Here is a 24,244-nt window from a genome sequence, read left to right on the forward strand (position 1 = left end):
CAGTCCCTCTCCTGGCGCGGCCCGGCTCAGCGGCCGCTGAACCGGGGCCGGCGCCGTTGCAGTACGGCCCGGGTCCCCTCGACGCTGTCGTGCACTTCCGCCCAGCACCGCCGGTGGAACTGGTTCTGCAGGCGCAGGGCCTGCCGTGCGGGCACGCTTTCGCACCGTTCCCTGAGTTCCTTGAACAGCGCGATGGCGCGGGTCGGCCCCTCGGCCAGTTCCTGCGCCAGTGCGGCGGCCGTGGCCGCCACGGCCTCGTCGTCGGGCGCGACCCGGTGCAGCAGTCCCAGACGCAGCGCCTCGGGCGCTTCGACCAGACGGCCGGTCAGGTACAGCTCGGTGGCGCGGTCGGCGCCGACGACCCGGCTCAGCATGGCGAAGATGCCGGAATGCCCCACGCGGATCAGCCCGCAGCCCAGCCGGGTGCCGGGGCCGCCCACCCGCAGATCGGCGGCACAGGCCAGTTCCGTGCCTGGCCCGACCGCGACTCCGGAAACCGCCGCGATCACCGGCTTTCCGGCGGCGAGAATCTCTTCGCAGACCCGGAGGTAGAACGCGTCCCCGGTCTCCCGGCAGGCCGGGAGCAGGCTGTCGTCGCCGTTGAGATGGCGCTCCAGCGCGTCGAGATCATCCCCCGAGCAGAAAGCCCGTTCGGTCCCGCCGAGCACGATCGCCCGGACCGAACGAGCCCGCGCGGCCTCGGTGACGTGGCAAAGCAGTTCGTGCCCGGTGGCGTAGTCCAGGCTGTTGCGCTGTTCGGGCCGGAAGAGCGTGATCGTCCGAACGGCACCGTCGTCGCTGACCAGCACGGGCTCTGCCATGGGTTCCCTCTCCTCTTTCACACCGCGTCGATGTTTTCCATTCAACGGGTGATCCCGGGGCGGGAACAGTTCGCGGCGGTACCCTTTCAGCCCCCCGCCGGGTACTGGTGGTACCCCGGCGAAGCGCTTGCACCGCGGTGAAGACCGAGCTTGCGGAACAAATCCCGACGACTTTTCACCGAATGCTTCTGGAGCACCCTGCTCACGTAGTTCTTGACCGTCTGCGGCGCGAGGTGGAGCTCCTCGGCGATTTCCTCGTTGGACAACCGGTCGAGCATGAGCCCGAGGATTTCCTTTTCACGCCGCGTGAATCCTCCGTGACATTCCGGACGCGGCAGCCGGGACGGAGACTTTCTGCTGCCGAGCACCCACGATCGGTGACCGTCCACTGCGGACCGGATCACGTCCACGATCTCCCGGCAGCTGGCCGAGGTGTCCACGAAACTGTCCGCACCGGCGTTGACCGCGGCGGCCACCGAAGCGGGCCCGCTGTCCGGGCTCATCACGATGACCGAGGTGGGGACGGGATTTCTCTTCACCAGCCGGCACAGTTCGGCGGCGGCGGGCACCTTTTCCATTTCCAGCCCGGTGACCAGAAGATCCGGTCTGCGCCCGTGCATCTGTCTGAGCGCTTCGCCGGGCGAGTCGGCCTCGCCGACGACCTCGATCCCGGGAAGCTTCGCCAACAGCGAGCGCAACGCGTAGCGCACCAGGGACTGTTCGTCCACGATCACCACGGTGGCCACCCCTGGTGGCCGGCCGGCCTGGCCTCGTAGTTCCCTACCCGAAGTTCCGGCCTCACGCGCGTGCGGCATGGCAGCCACCGACATGACGAATCGCCCTCCCACTCCTCGCTCCTGCTCGATCGGCTCGCGGGCGTCACCGCGGCAGCTTTGCCGGTGACAGCTCCGAAACCACGGTCCCCACAGTGCGCCCCGCCGCGATCGGCAGACGCTGATCCCGGGGACGTCCTCGTTCCCCGTGCCCAGGTTCCCCGTTCTCCGCGCGGCAGACAAGTCGCTTCCGTGGAGACCGTTCCCGGAGGTGCCCGGAAGCTCGGAATTCGAATCCGCTGGATCGAGCCAGCGAAACGCGCCCCCGGCGGCCACCCCGGGGCAGCCGTCCGTCGCGAGCCGGGAATTTTCCTTACTGATAAAGGGCTTTCTCACGAGACCGGGGAAATCACCCCGCTCAAGGAAGGCGCTTTTCACCGGAAACGAGAGCGGGAAGCTCGGCCGTCACGGGGGCTTCTTCCACCAGGAGCGGGCGGGCGCGAACTCCCTCCACTGTAGACGTTCGCGCTATCCGCCCGCCCGTACCCCCGTGATCGCGAAGCGCTCCACGTCCGCCACGTGGCCACCGGTGGACACCGCGATGGTGAGCACGGTGCCGGGCGGGGCGGTGAACCCCACGGTGACCGCCCAGGGGGCCTGTTGGCCGCCCGCCGGGACCCCGCCGCGCTCACCGGCCAGCCCCCGCGGTTCGCGAACCTGCACGCGGAGGCTTTCGTCGACCCCGGTGATGGCGCCCCCGACGGTGACCGGCGAGGTCACCGTCGTGCCGTAACCGGGCCGGGTCACCGTCAAGGTGGTGTCCTCCGTGCCGACCACCTCCCAGGGCGCGTCGCCGCCGGTGCCCAGCTTCGCCAGGTGGACCACCGCCGCCGTGGCGGGGTTCCCGTTCGGCAGCCGGTAGCCGACCCCGACCCAGGCCTCGGTCCCGGCGGTGCGGCGGCCGGTGATCTGGTCGATCCCGGCGAAGCCGAGGTAGCCCTGGGCGAAGGACTGCGCGGTCAGCGCCGGGTCGAGGTGCCACGGCTGGTGCCCGCCCTGCCGGTAGGAGGCCTGCCACGCCGCGGCGTCGGCCGCCCCGGAGAACGGCCACAGCGGCTGGTAGGCGAACGCGGGCGCGGCCGTCGAAGGCGTCGTGACCGTAGAGGGCACAGACGGCACCACGGTCGGCACCACCGTCGGCACCACGGTCGGCACCGGCACCGTGGTGGCGGGCCCGGTGGCGTTCTGCCCATCCCCGCGAGGCCACAGCGTCACGGCTGCGACGGCGCCCGCGACGACCACCGCGACCGCCGCCGCGGCCCCGATGATCCGGCGGCGTCTCGCCGGTTCGTCGCGGGGAGCCGGATCCTTCTGCTCTGTCATGGCTTCATCACCTCGCTCCCACCCTCCAGGTGCCGAGCCGTGACCCCGCAGAGACGGAAGTCCCCGTTTTCTCCGCCGAAAGCCCCCACAGGGTGCGGGCGTTGGCCGTGAAGGGTCCCTTCACAGCCGATTCGACCGTGAGGGGACCCTTCACGGCTCGCTCCAGCCCCGGGGTCGGCCTCCTCGCACAGCCGAAGAGATCACGAAGCCATTGACCGATGGCCCCGGATAGATTAGTGATGCTAAGGGCTTTCCCGGGCAAAGGAGCTACTGCGATGGCGGACGACGTTCTGGTCGACGAGCGCGACCGGATCCTGGTGATCACGATCAACCGGCCCGCCGCGCGCAACGCCATCGACGCGTCCGTGACCCGCGGCGTGGCCGCGGCGCTGGACCTGCTCGACGAGCGCAAGGACCTGTCGCTGGGCATCCTCACCGGGGCCGGTGGCACGTTCTCCGCCGGAATGGACCTCAAGGCCTTCCTGCGGGGCGAGCAGTGCTCGCTGCCGGGCCGCGGTCTCGCCGGGATGACCGAGCGGCCCCCGGCGAAACCGATGATCGCGGCGGTGGAGGGATACGCGCTGGCCGGGGGCTGCGAACTGGTGCTGGCCTGCGATCTGGTGGTGGCCGCCTCCGACGCCCGGTTCGGCATCCCCGAGGTCAAGCGGGGCCTGGTGGCCGCGGCGGGCGGCCTGCTCCGGCTGCCGCGCCGGATCCCGCAGCAGCTGGCCATGGAATACGCCCTGACCGGCGACTTCTTCTCCGCCGCCGACGCGCACCGCTACGGACTGGTCAACCGGCTCACGCAGCCGGGTGAGGCACTGGCGGGCGCGCTCGAGCTCGCCGGGCGGATCACCGCGAACGCCCCGCTGGCGATCCAGGCGACCAAGGAGGTCATCACCCGCTCGGCCGAGTGGCCCGCGGGTGAGGCGTTCGCCCGGCAGCAGGAGGTGGCCGGCCCGGTGTTCACCTCGGCGGACGCCCGCGAAGGTGCCCGGGCGTTCGCCGAAAAACGCGCGCCGGTGTGGCGCGGCGAGTAAAGGATGCCGATGTCCTCTTCTGTCGATGCGGCGCCGTCCGAGGCGCCGGGCCTGCTGCCCCTGCTCGACGTGCTCGACCTCGAACCCGTCGAACTCGACATCTACCGCAGCCGCCGTGCCGGCGAGCCGGGGTTCCGGCTCTTCGGCGGCGAGGTGTGCGCCCAGGCCCTGGTCGCCGCCGAGCGGACCACGGCCCCGGAATGCCGCCCGCACTCCCTGCACGCCTACTTCCTGCGCCCCGGCGACACGGGGGTCAAGGTGGTGTTCCGGGTGGACCGGCTGCAGGAGGGGCGCACCTTCCGGCGCCGCAGGGTGACCGCGATCCAGCACGGCGAGCCGATCCTGTGCCTGGAAGCCTCGTTCACCACCGACCGGTCCGGCACCGACCACCAAGTGAGCGCGCCGGTGGCCCCGGCCCCCGAGGACTGCGAGCCGTTCCTGTGGCGCTTCCCGGCGGGCTGGCCGCTCCAGCCGGGGGACGTGTTCGACGTCCGGCCCGCGACCACCGAAACCCGGGCGCACCGGCGGCTGCTCGAAGACCTGTGGTTCCGGCCACTGGGCGAAGACACCGAAGGCCGGGTGAGCCCGGCCGCGGTGCTGACCTACTTCAGCGACCTGACCTTCGTTTCGGCGCTGCTGCGGCCCACCGGCCGCACCGACGTCGACCACATGACCTCGCTCGACCACGTGCTGTGGTTCCACAACGAGGTCAGGCTCGACGACTGGCTGTACTTCACGAAGAACAGCCCGGCCGTGGGTACCCTGCGGGGCCTGGCCGAAGGCCGGATCTTCCACCGCGACGGGACGATCATCGCCACCGTCGCCCAGGAGGGTCTCATCCATGCGAAGCGGGAGTCCTGAACATGCCGGGTCCGTTGACGGGGTTGCGAGTGGTCGAGCTGGCGGGGATCGGTCCCGGTCCCCACGCGGCGATGGTGCTCGCCGATCTGGGCGCCGAGGTCGTCCGGGTGGAGCGGCCCAGCAAGGGGTTCGACCCGACCGGTGACCACGCCGACCACCTGCTGCGCAACCGCCGCTCGGTCGCCGCGGATCTCAAGTCCGGCGAGGGCCGCGAGCTCGTCCTGCGCCTGGTGGCGAAGGCCGACGTGCTGCTGGAGGGCTACCGGCCCGGGGTCGCCGAACGGCTCGGCGTGGGACCCCGGGAATGCCTCGACCGCAATCCGGGCCTGGTCTACGGCCGGATGACCGGCTGGGGCCAGGAAGGCCCGCTCGCCGACCGGGCCGGGCACGACATCAACTACATCTCCCTCACCGGCGCGCTGCACGCGATCGGGCGGTCCGGGGAGCGGCCGGTGCCACCGCTGAACCTGGTCGGCGACTTCGGCGGCGGGTCGATGCTGCTGGTGGCCGGGGTGCTCGCGGCGCTGTGGGAGCGGCAGCGATCCGGCCGGGGCCAGGTTGTGGACGCCGCGATGGTCGACGGCGCGAGCGTGCTGCTGCAGATGATGTGGGCGTTCCGCGGCGCCGGGAGCTGGAGCGACCGCCGGGGCGTGAACCTGCTGGACGGCGGTGCGCCCTACTACGACACCTACACCTGCGCGGACGGCCGCTGGATCGCCGTCGGCGCGCTCGAGCCGCAGTTCTACGCCGCGTTCCTGGCGGGGCTGGGCCTGGACGGCGAGGACCTGCCCGACCAGGGCGACCGGTCCGGCTGGCCGATCCTGCGGGCCCGGTTCACCGAGGTGATCGTGAGCCGGACCCGGGACGAGTGGGCGAAGATCTTCGACGGCACGGACGCCTGCGTGACCCCGGTGCTGTCCTTCGACGAGGTCGCCTCCCACCCGCACATGTCCGCCCGCGAGTCCGTCATCACCCTCGACGGCGTGACCCAGGCCGCTCCCGCACCCCGGTTCTCCCGCACCCCGGCGGCCCGGCCCACCTCCCCGCGCCCCGCCGGTGCCGACACCGAGGCCGTCCTCGCCGACTGGAACGCCTGACCCGGCACCTCCGGTGGCTCCGGCAGAGTCGCTGGGTGATGTGGGCGTGTCCCACGCTGGTGCGCTTGGGTCAACGTCTGCCGTGAAGGGTCCCTTCACAGTCGATCCGACCATTAGGGACCCTTCACGGCTTTCCCCGGAACGTTCGTGTGCGTCTCCCCCTGCCCGGGAATGCGCGCGGGCCGGGTAACGTTTTGCGTGGAAGATGTTGAGCGTCGAACTACCCGAGGAGATCGCGATGCCAGCCATCACCGCCGACGTCCTGACCCTGCCGCGAGTCGCCGAACCCGACCCCACCGCCGCCGAGCGCCCGGTGCGCGCGGTTACCACCGCGCCCACCGGCTACGAGGGCGAGGGCTTCCCGGTGCGCCGCGCCTTCGCGGGCGTCTCCAGCGCGGTGCTCGACCCGTTCATCCACATGGACCAGATGGGCGAGGTCGAGTACGCGCCCGGCGAGCCGAAGGGCACGCCGTGGCATCCGCACCGAGGGTTCGAGACCGTGACCTACATGCTCGACGGCGTGTTCGAACACGCCGACTCCCACGGTGGCGGCGGGTTGATCACCAACGGCGACACGCAGTGGATGACCGCGGGTTCCGGGATTTTGCACATCGAGAAGCCGCCGGAGCACCTGGTGGTCTCCGGTGGGCTGTTCCACGGTGTGCAACTGTGGGTCAACCTTCCCCGGGCGAGCAAGTTCACCGCGCCCCGCTACCAGGACATCCGGGCCAAGCAGGCGAAACTGCTGTCCTCCTCCGACGGGGGCGCGCTGCTGCGGGTGATCGCGGGCGAACTCGGCGGCCACGAGGGTCCCGGTTCGACCTACACCCCGATCACGCTGGTCCACGCGACGGTCAGCCCCGGCGCCCGGCTGCGGGTGCCCTGGCGTGCGGACTTCAACGCGCTGGGCTACGTGCTGGCGGGCACCGGCACGGTCGGCGCCGACGACCGTCCGATCCACAAAGGACAGCTCGCGGTGTTCGGTGCCGGAGGCGCGCTGACCTTCGCCGCCGCCACCCGCCAGCCGGTGGCCGAACCGGACCTCGAGGTGCTGCTCCTCGGCGGCCTGCCGATCCGTGAACCGGTGGTGCAGTACGGCCCGTTCGTGATGAACACGCGCGAAGAGGTCGTCAAGGCCTTCGAGGACTACCAGGCCGGACGCTTCGGCGTGATCCCCGCCGAACACCTCCCCCACACCGACTGAGCGCACGGCGGGAAATCCCCGCACTGCGGCCCGGCCGTGCCGCCACCACAATCGACACGAGGTGATCGCGATCGGAGGGGAGGCGGGGGATGGCGCGCACGGTCGCCGAGCAGTTCGTGCAGGTCCTCGTGCAGGCCGGGGTTTCGCGGATCTACGGGGTGGTGGGCGACAGCCTCAACCCGGTCGTCGACGCGATCCGCCGCACCCGCGGCATCGAGTGGGTGCACGTGCGCAACGAGGAGGCGGGGGCGTTCGCGGCCGCCGCGGAGGCCCAGTTGACCGGGCGGCTCGCGGTGTGCGCGGGCAGTTGCGGCCCCGGCAACACGCATCTGGTGCAGGGCCTCTACGACGCACACCGCTCGGGAGTGCCGGTGCTGGCGCTGGCCTCGCACATCCCGTCCAGCCAGATCGGCACCGGCTTCTTCCAGGAAACCCATCCGGAGCGGCTGTTCGTGGACTGCAGCGGCTACTGCGAGCAGATCATCGACGCCGGTCAGATGCCGCGCGTGCTGCGCGTCGCCATCCAGCGCGCGCTCTCCGGCGGCGGGGTCTCGGTGCTCGTCCTGCCGGGCGACATCGCCCACCGGGAGGCGGGCAATCCCACGGGTACCGGCGATTTCGTGACCGAACGGGGCACCCTCGTCCCGCCGGAGAGCCAGGTCGGCGCGCTCGCCGGGGCGCTCAACAGCGCCCGTACCGTCATGCTGTTCTGCGGGGCGGGGGTCGCCGGTGCCCACGAGGAGGTGCTGCGGCTGGCCGGACGACTCTGCGCACCGGTCGGGCATTCCTTGCGGGGCAAGGAATGGATCCAGTTCGGCAATCCCTACGACGTGGGCATGAGCGGCCTGCTCGGTTACGGTGCCTGCTACCGGGCGATGCACGAGGCGGAACTACTGGTACTCCTGGGGACCGATTTCCCCTACGATGCCTTCCTCCCGCAGGCCCGCACCGTCCAGATCGACCACGACGCGAGCCGGCTGGGCCGTCGCACGCCGCTCGTGCTCGGGGTGCACGGGGACGTGCGGGAAACCCTGCGCGCGGTGCTTCCCCTGGTGGAACAGAAATCGGATCGCACCTTCCTCGACGGGATGCTCACCGAACACCTGCGTTCGCTGGAGGGCGTGGTGGACGCCTACACCCGCAACGTCGAGCGGCACGTGCCCATTCACCCCGAATACGTCGCCGACGTTCTCGACCAGCTTGCCACCGACGATGCGGTGTTCACTGTGGACACCGGGATGTGCAACGTGTGGGCGGCCCGCTACCTCACCCCCAACGGCAGGCGCCGGGTGATCGGCTCGTTCCTGCACGGCAGCATGGCCAACGCGCTGCCGCACGCGATCGGCGCCCAGTTCGCCTTTCCCGGCCGCCAGGTGATCTCGATGTCCGGCGACGGCGGCCTGGGCATGCTGCTGGGCGAACTGCTCACCGTCCGCCTGCACGACCTGCCGATCAAGATCGTCACCTTCGACAACTCCTCGCTGGGCATGGTCAAACTCGAAATGCTGGTGGACGGGCTGCCCGACTACCAGACCGACCACCGCGCGGTGGACTACGCGGCGATCGCGCGCGCCGCCGGGCTGCACGCGCTGCGGGTGACCGATCCCGCCGACGTGCACGAGGCGCTCGCCGAGGCGCTGGCGCACCCGGGACCTTCGCTGGTCGATGTCGTCACCGATCCGAACGCCCTGTCGATCCCGCCGCACATCACCACCGCGCAGTTGAGGGGTTTCGCGCTGGCGGCGGGCAAGGTGGTGCTCACCGGCGGGGTGGGCAGGATGATCGAACTGGCGCGGTCGAACCTACGGAACATCCCCCGCCGCTGAGGAGACCGGGGGCGCCTGAAGTGCCCCGCGCACGACCCAGGTGGCCTGTGCGACCGCGTGTTCTATCGGCCCCGAGGGCTGGGTGAGGTGGCTCAGCGTGAGCCGGACGACCACTTCGACGAGGGTGGCCAGGCAGTCCGGCGACAGGCCCGCGTCCGCGTAGAGCGTGCGGGCGTGGACGAGCACGGTTTCCACCGCGCGCGCGAGCACCGGCTCCGGGTTGGTGGTGAGCAGGGGGAGCAGATCCTGCTCCCCCACGTGGGGGGCGGCGAGCACGGCTTTGAGCAGTGGGTCGTCGGCCGCGGCTCGCAGTACGTAATCGACCGCCGCCCCGATGCCCGCGGCCGCGTCGGCCCCGTGGGCGTGCAGGTGTTCGACGACGCCGGTGAGGAAGCGATCGGCGTGCCTGCCGATGATGGCCTTGGCCAGCACGTCCCTGGCCCCGATCTCCTTGTACACCATCTGCCTGCTGACCCCGACGCGGCGGGCGAGCTGCGACATGGTGACCCGGTCCCAGCCGTGGTTGCAGATCAGCTCCACACCGGCGTCCAGGATCCGTTCACGGAGCGTGCCCATGGGCGCCAGCGTACAGCGACCGGACGGCCGGGCAAGGTGGTTGACAATCAAGGCTGTTTTGTCAACCATTACTCCGGTTGGCCGCACGCGATCGGACAAGGTGGTTTGATGGGCGTACCAGTGCTGAGCGAGCCGGAATCCCTGGCTGTGCGCCGGGGCGTCCCGGACCCCGGAGTGGCGCTGCCCCGCGTCAGCCTCCCGACGACCGCGCTGTTCGGCGCCTCCCTCACCGGGTGGGCCGTGGCGACCTGGCTGGTGCTCGGCACCTCGGCCGCTCCCTGGCTGACGATCCCGCTGCACACGCTGGTCACCTTCACCATGTTCACCGTGCTCCACGAGGCGAGCCACCACGCGGCAGGCCGGGCGCGGCACGTCAACAGCGTGCTGGGCAGGCTCGCGATGCCCTTCGTCGCCTGCTACGCGGGATTCGGCATGATCCGGTACCTGCACCTGGAACACCACCGCAACACCAACGAAGCGCTCGACGCCGATCCGGACGCCTGGACCAGTCACGGCCCGTGGTGGCAGTGGCCGTTGCGCTGGCTGACCATCGACTTCTGGTACGCGCGTTTCTATCTGCGCAGGGCCCGTCGCCGCCCCCCGGCGGAGGTTGCCGAGGCGTTCTCCGCGCTGGTCCTCACCACGGTGGGCGTGACCTTCGCGATCGCCACCGGGCACCTGTGGCAGCTCGCGGTGATCTACCTGATCCCGCAACGCCTCGGGCTCGGCGTGCTCGCCTGGTGGTTCGACTGGCTGCCGCACCACGGCCTGCCGGAAACCGCCGCGCAGAACCGTTTCCGCGCCACGCGGATGCGCGTCGGGCTGGAGTGGCTGCTGACTCCGGTGCTGCTGTACCAGAACTACCACCTGGTGCACCACCTGCACCCGGCGATCCCGTTCTACCGCTACCTGCAGGCCTGGCGCCGCAACGAAGAGGCCTATTTGGACCGTGAGGTGCCGATCTCCACCGCGTGGGGGCGGGAGCTGACCCCCTCCGAATACCGCGCGTGGCGGCGGATCACCGGTTCCTACCAGCCGGGCGCGACCGGTGACCGGATGACCTTCCACGAGCTCAAGGTCGCCGAGGTGCGCCCGCTGACCGCGGACAGCGTTTCGATCGGCTTCACCGTGCCCGCGGAACTGGCCGCGCACTTCCGGTTCACCCCCGGCCAGCACGTGACCGTGCGGAAGGTGCTCGACGGCCGGGAGATCCGCCGGACCTACTCGCTGTGCACCGCCGCCACCTCGGAGGTGGTCCGGATCGCGGTGAAGCGGGTGCCCGGCGGCGTGATGTCGGATTTCCTGACCACCGGGCTGCGGGCGGGTGACCGACTCGAGGTGCTGCCGCCCGCGGGCCGGTTCACGCTCGAAGGAGCGCCGGGACGCCACTACGGCGCCATCGCCGCGGGCAGCGGCATCACCCCCGTCATCTCGATGCTGAGCACCGTGCTCACCGTCCACGGCACCGCGCGGTTCACGCTGCTCTACGGGAACCGCTCGGCGGAGACGACGATGTTCTCCGACGAACTGAGCATGCTCGCGCGGCGGTTCGAGGGGCGCCTGCGGATCCTGCACTTCCGGAGCGAACCCGGCGGTGAGACCAGTACCGGTACCGGCTTCGAGGAGTACATGCCGGGCCGGATCGACTCCGCCCGGCTCTCCACACTCGTGTCCGATCGGCTGTCCGATGTGGACAGCTGGTACCTGTGCGGACCGCAGGAGCTGGTCGAGAACGCCCGTGAAGTGCTTCGGGGGAAACAGCACACCAGCATCCACTTCGAACTGTTCCACGCCACCGCCCGGCCGCCCATCGCCGCCACGGCCACCCCCTGCATGATCACCGCGACGGTGCGGGGCACCCTGGCGACGGCGTCGGGCACCGGCGCCGAGTCCGTGCTGGAATCGCTGTTGAGGGCCGATGTGGACGTTCCCTACGGCTGCCTCGGCGGCGCCTGCGGCACCTGCCGGGCCAAGCTGCTCCAGGGCCGGGGTGAGCACGAGCAGAACCACGCACTGTCCGAAGAGGACCTCGCCGACGGTTACGTGCTCACCTGCCAGCTCCGCCCCGCCAGTGCCCGGCTCGACCTCGACTACGACGCCTGATCGAGCCGGGCGCGGACGTGGTCGGGCAGCACGCAGATCGTTTCGCTCAGCAGGTCGGCGAAGGCCGCGGTGAGCGCATCCGGCCTGCTCCGGGTGTAGGCGGCGAGCCTGCGGGTCACCGGCGGATCGGGACGCACCACGTGACCGTCGAACTGCGGCGGTAGCAGGTTCGCCGGCACCAGCGCGGGCCCGATCCCCGCCTCGGCCAACAGGGGTGCCGCCGCGGTCTGCTCCGTGCGGATGGCCACCCTGGGCTGGAAACCGGCCTGGGCGCAGGCCGCGTCGAGGACCTCGGCGAGCCCGTTGCCCGGGGCGTAGTGCACCCAGCCCCTCCCGGCCAGCTCGCGCAGGGCGAACCGGGGCGCGGGCGGCGGACCGGTGGCGGGCAGGACCACGACGAACTCCTCCACCCCGAGTTCCCGGATCGGCCCCGTCCACTGGTCCGGGACCGGCCCGACGGCCAGATCCGCCTCCCCCGCCAGCATCGCTTCGGCCAGTTCGGCGGTGTGCCGGTGTTCGTGCAGCCGCACCTGGATCTCCGGATGGCGCCGGCGCCAGGCCCGCAGCACCGGGGGCAGCACCCCGAGCGTGACCGAGTAGACGGTGGCCACCTCCAGTTCCCCGGCTTCGAGGCCGCCCGCCTGCCGGGCCGCGCAGCGCGCGCGCTCGGCGTCGGCCAGCGCGGCCTGGGCGTGCGGCAGCATCGCCCGCCCCATGGGCGTGAGGCGGACCGCGCGCGGCAGGCGTTCCAGGAGCGGACCGCCGACGGCGTGTTCGAGCGCGCGGATCTGGTGCGACAGTGCGGGCTGCGTCACGTGCAGCACCTCGGCCGCCCGAGTGAACGACCCCTCGGCCACGACGGTGACGAGGTACTCCAGCTGCCGCAAGGTTGTCATGAGCATAGTTTATGACATCGCCAAGAAACTTCACTTGGACTTATCGGCTTGCGGGCCGGAGGCTCGGGTCATGACTCTTTCCCTGACCGGCCGGCGCCTGATCATCATTGGCGCCGGCTCCCACACCGGCCGCCTGCTCGCCCGCACCGCCGCCGCCGAGGGCGCCGAACTCGTGCTCGCCGGGCCGGATCCGCGCAAGCTCGAATGGACCGCGGGCGAGATCTCCTCCCCCGTCACGGTGGCCCCGGTCGACCTCGCCGACGAGGAGTCGATCGCCGGGCTCGCCGCCAAGGCGGGCCGGTTCGACCACCTGATCTCCACCGCCGCGATGCCCGCCAACGGCCCCGTGGCCGAACTCGACCTCACCGCGGTGCAGCGCGCCTTCTCCGCCAAGGTGATCGGGCCGCTGCTGCTCGCCAAGCATCTCGCCGGGCAGGTGGCCGAGAACGGCTCGTTCACGTTCTTCTCCGGGGTCGCCGCCTGGCGACCGTCACCCGGCCGCGCGGTCATGGCGACCGCCAACGGCGCACTGGCCTTCCTGGTGGAGGCGCTGGCCGTGGAGCTGGCACCGGTGCGGGTCAACGCGATCTCGCCCGGGATCGTCGACTCCGGCGCCTGGGACAAACTGGGGGCGGACAAGCAGGAGTTCCTGCGCGCCACCGCGGCGAAGAACCCGGCGCGGCGCGTCGGCAGCACCGAAGACCTGGTGCGCGCCGTGCTGTTCGCGCTCACCAGCCCGTTCGTCACCGGAACCGTGCTGCACGTCGACGGCGGCGGCCGCCTCGTGTGACGCAGCGGGCACCCTCGCCGGCGGCTCGGCCGGTGTTCGGTCGCTGACGTGAGGGGTCCCCTCACGGTCGTAACGGCTGCGAGGGGACCCCTCACGGGAAAGCGGGCCAGGCCCTGGTGCTGGCCCGGATCCTCGCGCGGAACTGAGCGCGCGTATCAGCGGGGATCGAGTCCGAGCAGCCGGGCGACGAGGGCGATCTGGTCGGCATAGTGACGCACGAACTCCGGGGAGCCGGGATCGGCTCCGCAGACGCCCTCGATGACGTGCGGCAACGTGGTGGTCGCCATCGCGGCGGCCATCAGCATGATCGTCAGACAGGCCGGGTCCACTTCGGACGGCAGATGCCCCGCCGCCTGCAGGGCGCGGATCTCGTCGACGCTGCCCCGCATCCGCTGCGAACGGGGCGCCTGGTCGGGGTCGGTCTCCGGACCGGCGTACTCCAGACCGCTCCACGCCAGCAACCGCACGCCCTCGGGATTGTCCAGCGCCTCCAGCACATACCGGCGGAGTTGCTCCGGCAGGGGCGTGCCGGGTGGCACCAGTTCGCTTTCCCGCTGCCGCCAGCCTTCCGATATGGCGCGGTAGAGACCTTCCTTGCCGTCGAAGTAGTAGGAGATCAGCTGCTGGTTGACGCCGGCCCTGGCCGCGATCGCGCTGATCCGGGCGCCCGCGTAGCCGTGCGCGGCGAACTCGGCCGTCGCCGCGTCCAGGATGAGCTTGCGGGTGCGCTCCGGATCGCGCTGCCGCTCCTGCGGCTTCGGCGAGCGGCGTGGCTTCGACCGGGCCTTCTGCGAAGACACGACGTCACTATACACACGGCTGCCAGTGGCAACCGTGCACTTGAATCAGCCAAACGAACGGTCAATACACCGTGGTGACCGGCCCGCCGGATCATCGCGGTCCGGCCATGGAATTCTTCGCCCCGTGTCGACTCGCGAGCAACTGGAGCGGATCGCCCGCTCCCACCTTCCCGAAGCCGTCGCCGAGCGGTGGATCGCCCTGATCCGGCCCACGCTCCGGCTGCGCCCGGCGGGCCCGGAAGAGGCACCCGCCGGCCGTCTCGGCGGCGTCCCCGCCGTTCCCGGCGATTTCGCCTGGCCGGAATGGCCGGGCCAGGGGCCGTTGAACCTGGTGGCCTCGATCGACTGCGGCCGGCTTCCCGCCGGTTGCCTCGATCCCGCGCTGCCGTCCGCCGGAACCCTGCTGTTCTTCTACTTCGACGAAGGAAACCGGACGAGTCAGGAAGAATTCGTCCCCCCGGTGGGGACCTGGGATCCGGAGACCCTCGCCGGCGCCCGGGTCGTCCACGTCCCCGCCGGGGTACCCGTCGCGGTCCGCGGACTACCCGGCGGTGTCGACCCGTACCAGGAAGTACCGCTCGCGGCGGAGGCCACGGTCACCGGTCCGGACTTCTCGCACCCGGTCTTCCGTGACGCCTGCCGCGACCTGCCCGAAAAGGACCGCGCCTTTCTGGACGACTGGTCCAACGGCGAGGCCTTCGGTGATGCCTTGGATGAGCGGTTTCAGCCACCGATGCATCAACTCGGCGGCTACGCTTTCCCGATCCAGAACCCGGTCGAAACCGAGGTCGGCTTCGCCCATGTCCCCGAGAACAGTGGCGACAGAGCCCAGCGCTGGAAAGCGGCCGAAGAAGAGGGAAAACGCTGGGTGCTGCTGGCGCAGATCGACTCCGATCCCGCCGCGGGCATGATGTGGGGCGACGCGGGGATGCTCTACTGGCTGATCCGGCGCGAAGACCTCGCCGCGGGCGATTTCCCGGCCGCCTCCTTCACCTGGCAATGCTCATAGCGCACACAGGCTCGTCACGGTCTCACTCACCCGGCGGCGGGAGTGTGCGGAGTGTCCGGGCCAGTAGGTCGTCCAGCCGTGCGGATCGCCGAACGGGGACGGGTTCGGGGTCGCGCAGCCGCAGCGCGGCTTCGGGGAGCCAGGCCAGGTCGTGCTCGAAACGTGTGCGGGCATCGAAGAGTTCGTGCCCGCTCCCCACTCGTTCACCGGCCCACATGACCCTGGTGAGCAGCGGCCGGTAGCCCTCGAGCGGCGGCTCGGTGCGCAGGGCGAGCACGTCCGGCTCGCCGGGCTCGCCGCGGTACACCTGTTTCGGACCGGGAAGGGTGGCCTTGCCCGGCGAGCGTTTCATGAGCGGTCTGCCCGCGTACTCGACGAGTTTGTAGGCGGTGTCCAGGGAGGGCGCGTCGGCGGAGACCCCCATTTTCGTGCCCACGCCATAGGAATCGATGGGGGCGCCCGCCGCGGTGAGCCGGGCGATGGCATGCTCGTCGAGCCCGCCGCTGGCCATGATCCGCGCGTCCGGCAGGCCCTCGTCGTCCAGGATCTTCCTGGCCGCACGGGACAGGGCGTCGAGATCGCCGGAGTCCAGCCGCACCCCGACGCGTTCGCCCGGCAGATCCAGCGTCTTCGCGACGTCGGCGGCCGTCAGCACACCGGCCGGGGTGTCGTAGGTGTCCACAAGGAACACCGCCGCTTCCGGAAAGTCCTCGGCGAAGGCGCGAAACGCCTCCCGTTCGCCGGCGAAAGCCTGGACGTAGGAATGCGCCATCGTGCCGACCGGACGCAGCCCGAACCGGGCCGCGGACGCCACGTGGCTCGTGCCCGCGAAACCCACCATCGCCGACAACCGGGCGGCGGCGAAGGCGGCGTTCACCCCGTGGGTGCGGCGGGCCGAGAAGTCCACCAGTTCGGCTCCGCCCGCGGCGATCCGGCACCGGGCCGCCTTGGTGGCCACGGCGGTGGAAAAGGTCACGAAGTTCAGCAGCGCGGTTTCCATCAGCTGGGCCTGCGGCAGCGGCGCGGTGACCTCCAGCAGCGGCTCGTCCGGAAACACCGCGCTGCCCTCCGGAATCGCCCACACGTCACCGTCGAAAACCAGGTTCGCCAAGGCGTCGAGGTCATCGTCCGGCAGCCGGAGTTCCTCGCGCAGATAGTCCAGTTCCTCGTCGTCGAAGTGGAACCGCGCCAGGAAGTCGAGGCAGTCGGCGAGTCCGGCGCACACCAGGAATCCGCGATCGCGCGGGAGCGCCCTGGCGAACAGGCTGAACGTCGCGGGCCCGGTCATCCCGCGCCGCAGATAACTCGCCGCCATCCGGATCTCGTAAAGATCGGTGTGCAGCCCCGTCATACCGCACCCTCCCCGCTTTCGTCGAGCCTTGCAGCCCGCCCCCGGCGGCCGGAGGAGGACTTGGTCCCCGAACGGGGACCCCAAGGGCCCCTGACAGCTCCGGGCCGGGCGCGCACCATCGAGGCCATGGACGACCAACCCGTTGTCCGGGTCGACGGATCTCTGCACGCCGGGAGCGGGAGCATCGTTCGCCAGGCCGTCGCCTACGCCGCGCTGACCGGCCACGCCGTGCGCCTCACCCAGGCGCGCGCCCGGCGCCGCCCACCGGGCCTGCGCCCGCAGCACGTGCGCGCCGTCGAAGCTCTCCGCGATCTCGTCGGCGGAACCCTCGACGGTGCCGCCGTCGGCTCGACCACCGTCGGGTTCTCGCCGGATCGCCGCTCTCCCCAGGGTCGCTACCGCTGGGACATCGGGTCCGCGGGCTCGGCCACCGCGCTGGCGCTGGCGGTGCTGCCGGTCCTCGCCCGCCGCGGGCGGGGCGTCGAGGCGGAGATCCGCGGCGGCCTGTTCCAGGACTTCGCCCCCTCGATCTTCCACCTCCAGCATGTCGTGCTGCCCCTGCTGGCCCGGATGGGCGTGGACGCGCGCCTCGACCTGGTGCGGCCCGGTTATCTCCCGGCCGGGGACGGCGTCCTCCGGCTCACCGTCTCGCGGGCCCCACAGCGCCTGCACGCGATCACGCTCGATCATCCCGGGCCGGTCCGGTCGGTGTGGGGCATCGCGCTGTCGTCCCATTTGGACGAACGGCAGGTGTCGGCCCGGATGGCGCGCGCCGCCCGCGCCGTAGCCGCCGCGCACGGGTTCGACGCCACGATCGACGAGCGCAGCGAAACCACCGCCACGCATGCCGGGGCGGCCCTCGCGCTGTTCGCCGACCGCGACCGCGGCATACGGCTCGGCGCGGACAGCGTCGGCGCCCCGCACCGGCGGGCCGAGACGATCGGTACGAGAACCGCCCGCCACCTGCTCGCCGAAGTCGACGGCGGCGCCACCCTCGACCGGTTCGCCGCCGACCAGGTGATCCCCTTCGCGGCCCTGGCCGACGGCGACACCCTGTTCCGGGTGCGATCGGTCACCGCGCACCTGACCACCGGTCTCTGGCTGGCGTCGCTGTTCCTCGATGTCCGGGCGGACCTGGCGAACGGCCGGGTCCTCGTCCACGGCAGCGGCCATGAAGACCGGTTTCCGTAGTCCCGCCACTGCCGGAACCACCTGTTCCTGTGCCATGCTGACGAGCACATGACCACCGACCGCCGCGCTCGCGCCCTGGACTCGCTCCACGGCCTCGCCCTCGGGGATGCACTCGGTTCCCAGTTCTTCGTTCCCACCAACCGCACGGCGCTGGAACTGCGACGCCCGCCGCCCGCGCCCTGGCAGTGGACCGACGACGCCGAGATGGCCTGCTCGGTCGTCGCCGTCCTGCTGCGGCACGACCGCATCGATCAGGACGCGCTGGCGGCCGCCTTCGCCGCCCATCACGACTTCGACCGGGGCTACGGGCCCGCGATGAACCGGCTGCTGCGGCTGATCCGCCAGGGCGGTGCCTGGCGCGAGCTGTCCCGCGAACTGTTCGACGGCCAGGGCTCGTGGGGTAACGGGGCCGCCATGCGGGTCGCCCCGGTCGGCGCCTGGTTCGCCGACGACCCCGAGGAGGCCGCCCGCCAGGCGGCGCTGTCGGCCGAGGTCACGCACGCCCACCCCGAAGCCGTCGCCGGTGCGGTCGCCGTGGCCGTCGCCACCGCCCTCGCGGCCGGTAGCGCCCCGCCCGGGCCGCGCGAGTTCCTCGACACGGTGCTGCGGATGACACCGCCCGGCCGGGTCCGCCACGGAGTGTGGGCGGCCCGCGGCCTGGCGCACGTCCCCTCGGCGAAGATCGCGGTGCACCAGCTCGGCAACGGCCGCCACACCAGCGCCTGGGACACCGTCCCCTATGCGCTCTGGGCCGCCGCCCGCCATCTGGACGACTACGAACAGGCCATCTGGACCACCGCCAGTACCGGTGGTGACGTGGACACCACCTGCGCCATCGTCGGCGGCATCGTCGCCGCTCGCGTCGGCCGGGCCGGGCTGCCCGCCCACTGGCGATCCGCCTGCGAACCGCTGCCCGGCTGGGCCGGGGCCACCGGCGCCCCGCGTTCCTGAGTGGGCCGCGGGCTTGCCCCTCCCCCAAGGGGAGGTGGGAGGGTGACGCCATGGACGGCGCCCCGTGGTATTCGATCGGAGATCTGGCCCGGCGCACGGGGCTGACCGTCAAGGCGATCCGGTTCTACTCCGACCGCGGGATCGTGCCGGCGGCCGGGCGCAGCCCCGCCGGCCACCGCCGCTACGACCTCGCTGCCGTCGCACGCCTGGATCTCGTGCGGACCCTGCGGGAGCTGGGGCTGGACCTGGCCACGATCCGCAAGGTGGTGGACCGGGAGATCTCGCTGCCCGAAGTCGCGGCAGCGCACGCCGAAGCCCTGGCCGTGCAGATCCGGCTGCTGCGCCTGCGGCGCTCGGTCCTCGTGGCGGTCGCCTCTCGCGAATCCACATCACAGGAGATGAAACTCATGCACCAGTTGGCCAAGCTCTCCGAGGACGAACGCCGGCACCTGATCGAGGACTTCCTCCGCTCCACCTTCGGCGGCCTTGACGACGCCGCCTTCACGGGAATCACGCGGTCGATGACGCCCGAGCTGCCCGACGACCCCGAGGCCGGGCAGGTTCAGGCGTGGCTCGAACTGGCCGAGTTGTCCCAGGACCGCGGCTTCCGCGACAGCATGCGGCGCCTGGCCGAGCACCACACCGCCGAGTGCGCCACCGGCGCCACCCCGGTCCCGGGTCCCGACCTCATCGCGATGGTCCGTGACGAATCCCGGGCGGCCCTCGCGGCCGGTCTGTCCCCTGACTCGCCGGAGGCCGGTCCGGTCGTGACCGCCGTCACGACCCGGTACGCCCGGATCCTGGACCGTCCCGACGACAGGGAGTTGCGGCGCCGGCTGCTGGCCCGGGTCGGGGACGCGAACGATCCCCGGCGGGAGCGCTACCTCCGGCTGCTGGCGGTGGTCAACGGCTGGGCTGCCCCGGAGAGTCCGGCTCCGGCGCTCGGCTGGTTCCTCCGGGCACTGCGCGCCCACCCGCGCTGAGCCCGCGCGGCATTAATCGCTTGTCCGTGGGGAATCTCCCGGCGATGATCGCACCATGACTGCGATCCTCTCCCCGACTGTGGTGCCGTCCCGTGCTGTTTCCGTTACGGGCCAGCAACAGTCGACCGTTCCGGGGAGGCCCGTCAGGCCGCTGGCGTGACCGCCGTCGTCCTCGCGGGGCTGCTGGCCGGTTACGGCATCGCGATCCCGGTCGGCGCCATCGGTGCCTATCTCGTCGGGTTGACCGCGCGGACCTCGCTGCGCGTCGGCGCGGCCGCGGCTCTGGGCATCGCGACCGTGGACGGCGTCTACGCCCTGGTGGCCATGTTCGGCGGCGGCCCGCTCGCCGAGATGATCGCCCCCGTCGCGGGCGTGCTGCGGTGGATCGCGGCCGGTGTGCTGCTCGCGGTGGCGGTCCAGGTCCTCCACAGTGGACTGCGCCGGTACCGGGCTTCGGCGGCACAGGCACCCCCGCGCCCCGAAGACGCACCGAGTCCGGCCCGGGCGTATGCGGCCTTCCTGGCGATGACCCTGCTCAACCCCACCACGATCATCTACTTCGTCGCGGTGGTCCTGGGCGGCCAGGCCCGGGTCGCGGACACCTGGACGGAGCGCTCGGCCTTCGTGACCGCAGCGTTCCTCGCGTCGGCGAGCTGGCAGCTCCTCCTGGCCGGTGGCGGCACCTTACTGGGCCGGGTGCTCACCGGGCGGCGCGGTCAACTGGGCACGGCGCTCCTCTCCGGCTCGGTGATCGCCTTCCTCGCCGTGCACACCCTGTGGAGCTGAGCCCGGAGTCCTATTCGGACTTCCGAAGCGAACGGGAGTAACGGATCTTGGGGGCCGGGCGGTCACCGATCCCGGCGTCCTTGACGACCTCGTCGGGGCGCCAGCCGCGGGCTTCGTAGAACCGGCGCGCCCGCTCGTTGCCCGCCAGCACCCACAGGACCGCGTGCTCGAACCCGTGTGCCACCAGGTGGTCCAGGGCGGCGCGATGCGCGGCGGAACCGGCACCGCGGCCCCAGCCCGCCGGATCGGCGTAGAGCGCGGTCAGTTCCCCCGTGCGGAGGCCGGGACGCCGGTCACCTTCGTCGCGCGCTCGCGTGACGCCCGAGTAGGCCCCGATCCGGGAATCCGTGCCGACCGCCACGAACAGCGCGGCGGGCTCGGCGAGGTCACGCACGGTCTCCGCCCACCGGACCGCCCTGGCGCCGGTGTCTATCGCGGCGAGGGTGGACTCGGCGATGAGACCGCGATAGGCGTGCCGCCACGCGTCCACGTTGATCTCGGCGATCCGGTCGGCGTCGGCCGCCACCGCGGCCCGCACGGTCCATTCCATGCCCCGATTCTCCCCCGGCGCGGCAACGGGTTTTTCCCGCGCGCACGAGGCCGATCGTGCGCGCGGGAAACCGTCACAGGTGGCGCGACCACCATTCGAGCACGGCCTCGAACCGCTGAACCCGGTGCCGGGGCCGCCCGGAGCGGCTCAGCTCGTGTCCTTCGCCCGGGAAGAGCAGCATCTCGACCGGGGTGCCGTTGTGCTTGAGCGCCACGAACATCCGCTGCGCCTGCTCGATCGGGCACCGCCAGTCCTGCTCGGAATGGGCGATGAGGAACGGGATGCGGATTCGGCCCGCGTGGCTGAGCGGGCTGCGGTCCAGCTGGGCCGTCAGGTCGTCGCCGATGTAGGCGTCGACGAAGTTCCAGCCGATGTCCGAGCTGCCCACCATGGAATCCCACGCGTTGACCGCGCGCTCGCTCCACGCGGCGCGGAACCGCTCGCCGTGGTGGGCGGCCAGCCAGCCGGTCATGAACCCGCCGTAGGAGCCACCCATCACCCCGACCCGGGAGGCGTCGAGACCGGGATCTTCGAGCGCGGCGTCGAGCAGCGCCAGCAGATCGTCGGCGTCCACCGTGCCGAGGGCGTGCACGATGGCCCGGCCGTGGCTTTCGCCGTACCCGGCGGACCCGCGCGGATTGCCCATCACCACCGCGTAACCGGCCGAGGCGTAGACCTGGACCTCGTCGAACAGTCCCCAGTCGTAGGCCGCGAACGGACCCCCGTGCACCACGAGCAGCACGGGATGCGGGCCCTCGCCCTCCGGGCGGAGCAGCCAGCCGTGCACCCCGTAGCCGTCCGGAGCGGTCGCCGTCAGTTCTTCGACCGGCCGGAGTCCCTGGTCGCGCAGGGGTTTCGACCAGTCCGTGAGCACGCGCTGGGTTCCGTCGGCGATCAGCACCAGTTCACCGGCGCTGCCGGGGGTGGCCACCACGGCGGCGACGCGCTCGCCGTCGACAGTGAAGGCGCGCACCGCGGCCCGCTCCCCGGCCACCGGCCGCAGCTTCTCCAGCGGCGCCGCCTCGGCCTCGGCGGGCACCGCGCGCAACTCGACCGCGCCCCGGTTCAGCACGGCCACCAGCACCTCGTCCCCCACCAGCACGGGGGCACCGGCGGCCGCGGCGCAGTGCACCGTTTCGGCGTCGGTCAGCCGCCGCGGCACCGCCGGTTCCCGGTCGTCGCGCAGCGTCGCCGTCCAGAGGCCCGGGTTGCGGGCCTCGGCACCCGGCCAGGTGAACTCGGCGCCCACGAACCAGATCCGGCCGTCGGGGGACACCCCTGCCCTGTCCACGCTGCCCGCGGTGCGCACGGCGAGCCACGGCTCGCCCCCATCCGCGGGAACCGCGTACAGATCGGTTTCCTCGCTCTCGGCCGCGCCCCAGTCCCGGAGCGCGACGACCAGGACGGTCTCGCCGTCGGGCAGCCAGACCGGGGCGCCGACATCGACGCGGTCGTCGGTCAGCGGGACCGGGTCCACCGCCGGATCTTCGGTGGTGTCCACGACGAACAGCCGTTCCCGGCGGTCGCCGAGGAAGCCGATGTCGTCGATCCGGTAGTCGAAACGCGTGATCCGCCGGGGGGCCTCCTCGGCCGGTTCGAGCCTTTCGCCGCCCTCGGTGGGAAAGCCGTACCGGCCGGGCTCCGGCACCCGCGCGGTGAAGGCGATCCGGCGGGAGTCCGGCGCCCACACCGGCGCGCCGGCGCCGAGCGGCAGCGCGGTGAGCCGCCGCGCGTCGCCGCCGCCTGCCGGTATCACGTGCAACTGCGGACGGTCCTTCGCCGTCTCCGCGCGCAGGAACGCCACCCAGCGGCCGTCCGGGGAGATGGCCGGGGCGCTGTCGCGCTCCCCGTGGGTCCAGCGGCTCACCTCACCGTCGAGACCGGCGCGCCACAGCACGCCGCGGTAGGCGTTGCCCTCCAGGTGGGGAGTCGACAACCCGGCGAGCAGCAGGTCCCCGTGCAGGGCCGGCATCCCGGGTACGGCCAGGTGTTCGAGGTCGGTTGGACGCATTCCCCGAACCTAGCAGGTCATTAGCCTTGCTAAAAAGATTTCAGGAGGCCGCCGGCGAATGCTCCGCGACCGCCGCGTCCCGGCGCACCTTGAGCAGGCTCGCCACCGTGGTCAGCGTCAGCACGCCCACGATCACCCCGAGCGAGACCCAGTTGTTGATGTCCAGCCAGTCCGGGACCACGTGGTACTCGTGCAGCGCGTGCAACACCAGTTTCGCGCCGATGAACGCGAGGATCACCGCCAGCCCGTAGGACAGGTACACCAGCTTGTTCACCAGGCCGCCGAGCAGGAAGTACAGCTGCCGAAGGCCCATCAGCGCGAAGGCGTTGGCGGTGAAGACCAGGAAGGCCTCCTGGGTGATGCCGAAGATCGCCGGGATGGAGTCGACCGCGAACAGCAGGTCCGCGCTGCCGATCGCGATGATCACCAGGAACATCGGGGTCATCATCCGCCTGCCCCCGCGGCGGACGAACATCCGGTGCCCGTCGTAGGAGTCGCTGACCGGGTACAGCCTGCGAGCCCACCGCGTGACCGCGTTCTCCCGGTATTCCTCGTGCTCGTCGTTGCCGCGCAGCATGCTCACGGCCGTCCACAGCAACACCCCGCCGAAGAGGAAGAAAACCCACACAAACTGTGCGATCAGCGCGGCGCCGACGGCGATGAACACGCTGCGCATGGCCAGCGCGAGCAGGATGCCCACCAGCAGCACCCGGTGCTGGTGGATGGCGGGCACCTTGAACGAGGCCATGATGATCATGAAGATGAACAGGTTGTCCACCGACAGCGAGTACTCGGTCAGGTAGCCGGTGAAGAACTCCACCCCCGGGTCGTGCCCGGCGAAGATCCACACGCCCGCCCCGAAAAGGATCGCGCAGAAGACGTAGAACGCCACCCAGCGGAGAGCCTCCCTGGCGGTCACCTCGTGCGGTTTGCGGTCCACGATCACCAGGTCGATGGCGATCAGGACGAGCAGACCGGCGACGGTCGAAGCCCACAGCCACAGGGGGACGGTCATTTACGCACAACCTCCGGATAGCGCGCACAGCAGCTAGCCGGAGGTCTCTTCCGCAGGGTGACCACCCTGCCGACGGTGCCGGGGGTCCCGAAAGACCGCCGTGCTGACGACACCGCCGCGAAGGAATACTCCCCTCCACGTCTATCCACCATCATCACCGATGTCCGATTCGATGGCCAGCTTAGGTAACCCTTATCACCCAGGTGGCGTCCTGGGCGCCGGACGGT

22 protein-coding genes are annotated in these 24,244 nt (G+C 71.4%); 12 read left to right on the forward strand and 10 right to left on the reverse strand.

What is annotated here, in order from left to right; genetic code table 11:
• Nucleotides 1–26: 26 nt before the first annotated feature.
• The 3 genes from ORV05_RS21380 to ORV05_RS21390 all read right to left on the reverse strand — a co-directional run bounded on the left by ORV05_RS21380 (nt 27) and on the right by ORV05_RS21390 (nt 2,977).
• A complete protein-coding gene (locus ORV05_RS21380; RefSeq protein WP_268753796.1) occupies nt 27–821 on the reverse strand; it encodes an enoyl-CoA hydratase/isomerase family protein in 795 nt (264 codons plus the stop codon).
• Between the two features lie 86 nt (nt 822–907).
• Nucleotides 908–1,549 (reverse strand): response regulator transcription factor, encoded by a 642-nt coding sequence (locus tag ORV05_RS21385; RefSeq protein ID WP_268753797.1) that lies wholly within the window; start codon nt 1,547–1,549, stop codon nt 908–910.
• Between the two features lie 573 nt (nt 1,550–2,122).
• A complete protein-coding gene (locus ORV05_RS21390) occupies nt 2,123–2,977 on the reverse strand; it encodes a hypothetical protein (protein WP_268753798.1) in 855 nt (284 codons plus the stop codon).
• Between the two features lie 275 nt (nt 2,978–3,252).
• Between ORV05_RS21390 and ORV05_RS21395 the strand changes: the two genes are divergently transcribed.
• The 5 genes from ORV05_RS21395 to ORV05_RS21415 all read left to right on the forward strand — a co-directional run bounded on the left by ORV05_RS21395 (nt 3,253) and on the right by ORV05_RS21415 (nt 9,005).
• Nucleotides 3,253–4,017, forward strand: coding sequence for a crotonase/enoyl-CoA hydratase family protein (locus ORV05_RS21395; protein ID WP_268753799.1), 765 nt, complete (start codon nt 3,253–3,255; stop codon nt 4,015–4,017).
• Nucleotides 4,018–4,026: 9 nt separating this feature from the next.
• Nucleotides 4,027–4,878: an acyl-CoA thioesterase gene (locus tag ORV05_RS21400; RefSeq protein WP_268753800.1), complete on the forward strand. Its 852-nt coding sequence runs from the start codon at nt 4,027–4,029 to the stop codon at nt 4,876–4,878.
• 2 nt (nt 4,879–4,880) lie between these two features.
• Nucleotides 4,881–5,975, forward strand: coding sequence for a CaiB/BaiF CoA transferase family protein (locus ORV05_RS21405; protein WP_268753801.1), 1,095 nt, complete (start codon nt 4,881–4,883; stop codon nt 5,973–5,975).
• Nucleotides 5,976–6,213: 238 nt separating this feature from the next.
• Nucleotides 6,214–7,179: a pirin family protein gene (locus tag ORV05_RS21410; RefSeq protein ID WP_268753802.1), complete on the forward strand. Its 966-nt coding sequence runs from the start codon at nt 6,214–6,216 to the stop codon at nt 7,177–7,179.
• 89 nt (nt 7,180–7,268) lie between these two features.
• A complete protein-coding gene (locus tag ORV05_RS21415) occupies nt 7,269–9,005 on the forward strand; it encodes a pyruvate dehydrogenase (RefSeq protein WP_268753803.1) in 1,737 nt (578 codons plus the stop codon).
• On the opposite strand, the gene ORV05_RS21420 is transcribed toward ORV05_RS21415, so the two are convergent.
• Nucleotides 8,982–9,581 (reverse strand): TetR/AcrR family transcriptional regulator, encoded by a 600-nt coding sequence (locus ORV05_RS21420; RefSeq protein WP_268753804.1) that lies wholly within the window; start codon nt 9,579–9,581, stop codon nt 8,982–8,984. The genes ORV05_RS21415 and ORV05_RS21420 overlap by 24 nt on opposite strands.
• Before the next feature lie 108 nt (nt 9,582–9,689).
• On the opposite strand from ORV05_RS21420, the gene ORV05_RS21425 reads away from it, so the two are divergent.
• Nucleotides 9,690–11,684: a fatty acid desaturase gene (locus ORV05_RS21425; RefSeq protein WP_268753805.1), complete on the forward strand. Its 1,995-nt coding sequence runs from the start codon at nt 9,690–9,692 to the stop codon at nt 11,682–11,684.
• On the opposite strand, the gene ORV05_RS21430 is transcribed toward ORV05_RS21425, so the two are convergent.
• Nucleotides 11,672–12,580, reverse strand: a complete 909-nt coding sequence (locus tag ORV05_RS21430) for a LysR family transcriptional regulator (RefSeq protein ID WP_268753806.1) — start codon at nt 12,578–12,580, stop codon at nt 11,672–11,674. The genes ORV05_RS21425 and ORV05_RS21430 overlap by 13 nt on opposite strands.
• 70 nt (nt 12,581–12,650) lie before the next feature.
• Here ORV05_RS21430 and ORV05_RS21435 point away from each other — a divergent pair, with 70 nt between their 5' ends.
• Entirely contained in the window at nt 12,651–13,370 is a 720-nt protein-coding gene (locus ORV05_RS21435; RefSeq protein WP_268753807.1) for an SDR family oxidoreductase, read from the forward strand.
• Between the two features lie 155 nt (nt 13,371–13,525).
• On the opposite strand, the gene ORV05_RS21440 is transcribed toward ORV05_RS21435, so the two are convergent.
• A complete protein-coding gene (locus ORV05_RS21440; protein ID WP_268753808.1) occupies nt 13,526–14,170 on the reverse strand; it encodes a TetR/AcrR family transcriptional regulator in 645 nt (214 codons plus the stop codon).
• A gap of 124 nt (nt 14,171–14,294) precedes the next feature.
• Between ORV05_RS21440 and ORV05_RS21445 the strand changes: the two genes are divergently transcribed.
• On the forward strand, nt 14,295–15,179 hold the full coding sequence (locus ORV05_RS21445) for a YwqG family protein (RefSeq protein WP_268753809.1): 885 nt from the start codon (nt 14,295–14,297) through the stop codon (nt 15,177–15,179).
• 22 nt (nt 15,180–15,201) lie between these two features.
• Here the strand turns inward: ORV05_RS21445 and ORV05_RS21450 are convergent, their stop codons facing one another.
• On the reverse strand, nt 15,202–16,530 hold the full coding sequence (locus ORV05_RS21450) for a nicotinate phosphoribosyltransferase (RefSeq protein WP_268753810.1): 1,329 nt from the start codon (nt 16,528–16,530) through the stop codon (nt 15,202–15,204).
• A gap of 126 nt (nt 16,531–16,656) precedes the next feature.
• Here ORV05_RS21450 and rtcA point away from each other — a divergent pair, with 126 nt between their 5' ends.
• The 4 genes from rtcA (at nt 16,657) to ORV05_RS21470 (ending at nt 20,441) form a co-directional block, all read left to right on the forward strand.
• Nucleotides 16,657–17,721 (forward strand): RNA 3'-terminal phosphate cyclase, encoded by a 1,065-nt coding sequence (rtcA, locus tag ORV05_RS21455; protein ID WP_268753811.1) that lies wholly within the window; start codon nt 16,657–16,659, stop codon nt 17,719–17,721.
• 48 nt (nt 17,722–17,769) lie between these two features.
• Complete coding sequence (locus ORV05_RS21460) at nt 17,770–18,672, forward strand: ADP-ribosylglycohydrolase family protein (RefSeq protein WP_268753812.1); 903 nt, start codon at nt 17,770–17,772, stop codon at nt 18,670–18,672.
• Between the two features lie 50 nt (nt 18,673–18,722).
• The gene (locus ORV05_RS21465) at nt 18,723–19,655 is read left to right on the forward strand and encodes a MerR family transcriptional regulator (protein WP_268753813.1); all 933 of its coding nucleotides are present in this window, start codon (nt 18,723–18,725) and stop codon (nt 19,653–19,655) included.
• 156 nt (nt 19,656–19,811) lie between these two features.
• On the forward strand, nt 19,812–20,441 hold the full coding sequence (locus ORV05_RS21470; RefSeq protein WP_268753814.1) for a LysE/ArgO family amino acid transporter: 630 nt from the start codon (nt 19,812–19,814) through the stop codon (nt 20,439–20,441).
• A gap of 10 nt (nt 20,442–20,451) precedes the next feature.
• On the opposite strand, the gene ORV05_RS21475 is transcribed toward ORV05_RS21470, so the two are convergent.
• The 3 genes from ORV05_RS21475 to ORV05_RS21485 form a co-directional block, all read right to left on the reverse strand.
• Complete coding sequence (locus ORV05_RS21475) at nt 20,452–20,991, reverse strand: GNAT family N-acetyltransferase (protein WP_268753815.1); 540 nt, start codon at nt 20,989–20,991, stop codon at nt 20,452–20,454.
• Nucleotides 20,992–21,064: 73 nt separating this feature from the next.
• Nucleotides 21,065–23,002 carry a S9 family peptidase gene (locus ORV05_RS21480; protein WP_268753816.1) on the reverse strand — a complete coding sequence of 646 codons (1,938 nt, stop codon included), beginning with the start codon at nt 23,000–23,002 and terminating at the stop codon, nt 21,065–21,067.
• 40 nt (nt 23,003–23,042) lie between these two features.
• Nucleotides 23,043–24,017 carry a TerC family protein gene (locus ORV05_RS21485; protein ID WP_268753817.1) on the reverse strand — a complete coding sequence of 325 codons (975 nt, stop codon included), beginning with the start codon at nt 24,015–24,017 and terminating at the stop codon, nt 23,043–23,045.
• Nucleotides 24,018–24,244: the final 227 nt, after the last annotated feature.

It is taken from the genome of Amycolatopsis cynarae (assembly GCF_026802195.1).
GTDB classification, from domain to species: Bacteria; Actinomycetota; Actinomycetes; order Mycobacteriales; family Pseudonocardiaceae; genus Amycolatopsis_E; species Amycolatopsis_E rhizosphaerae.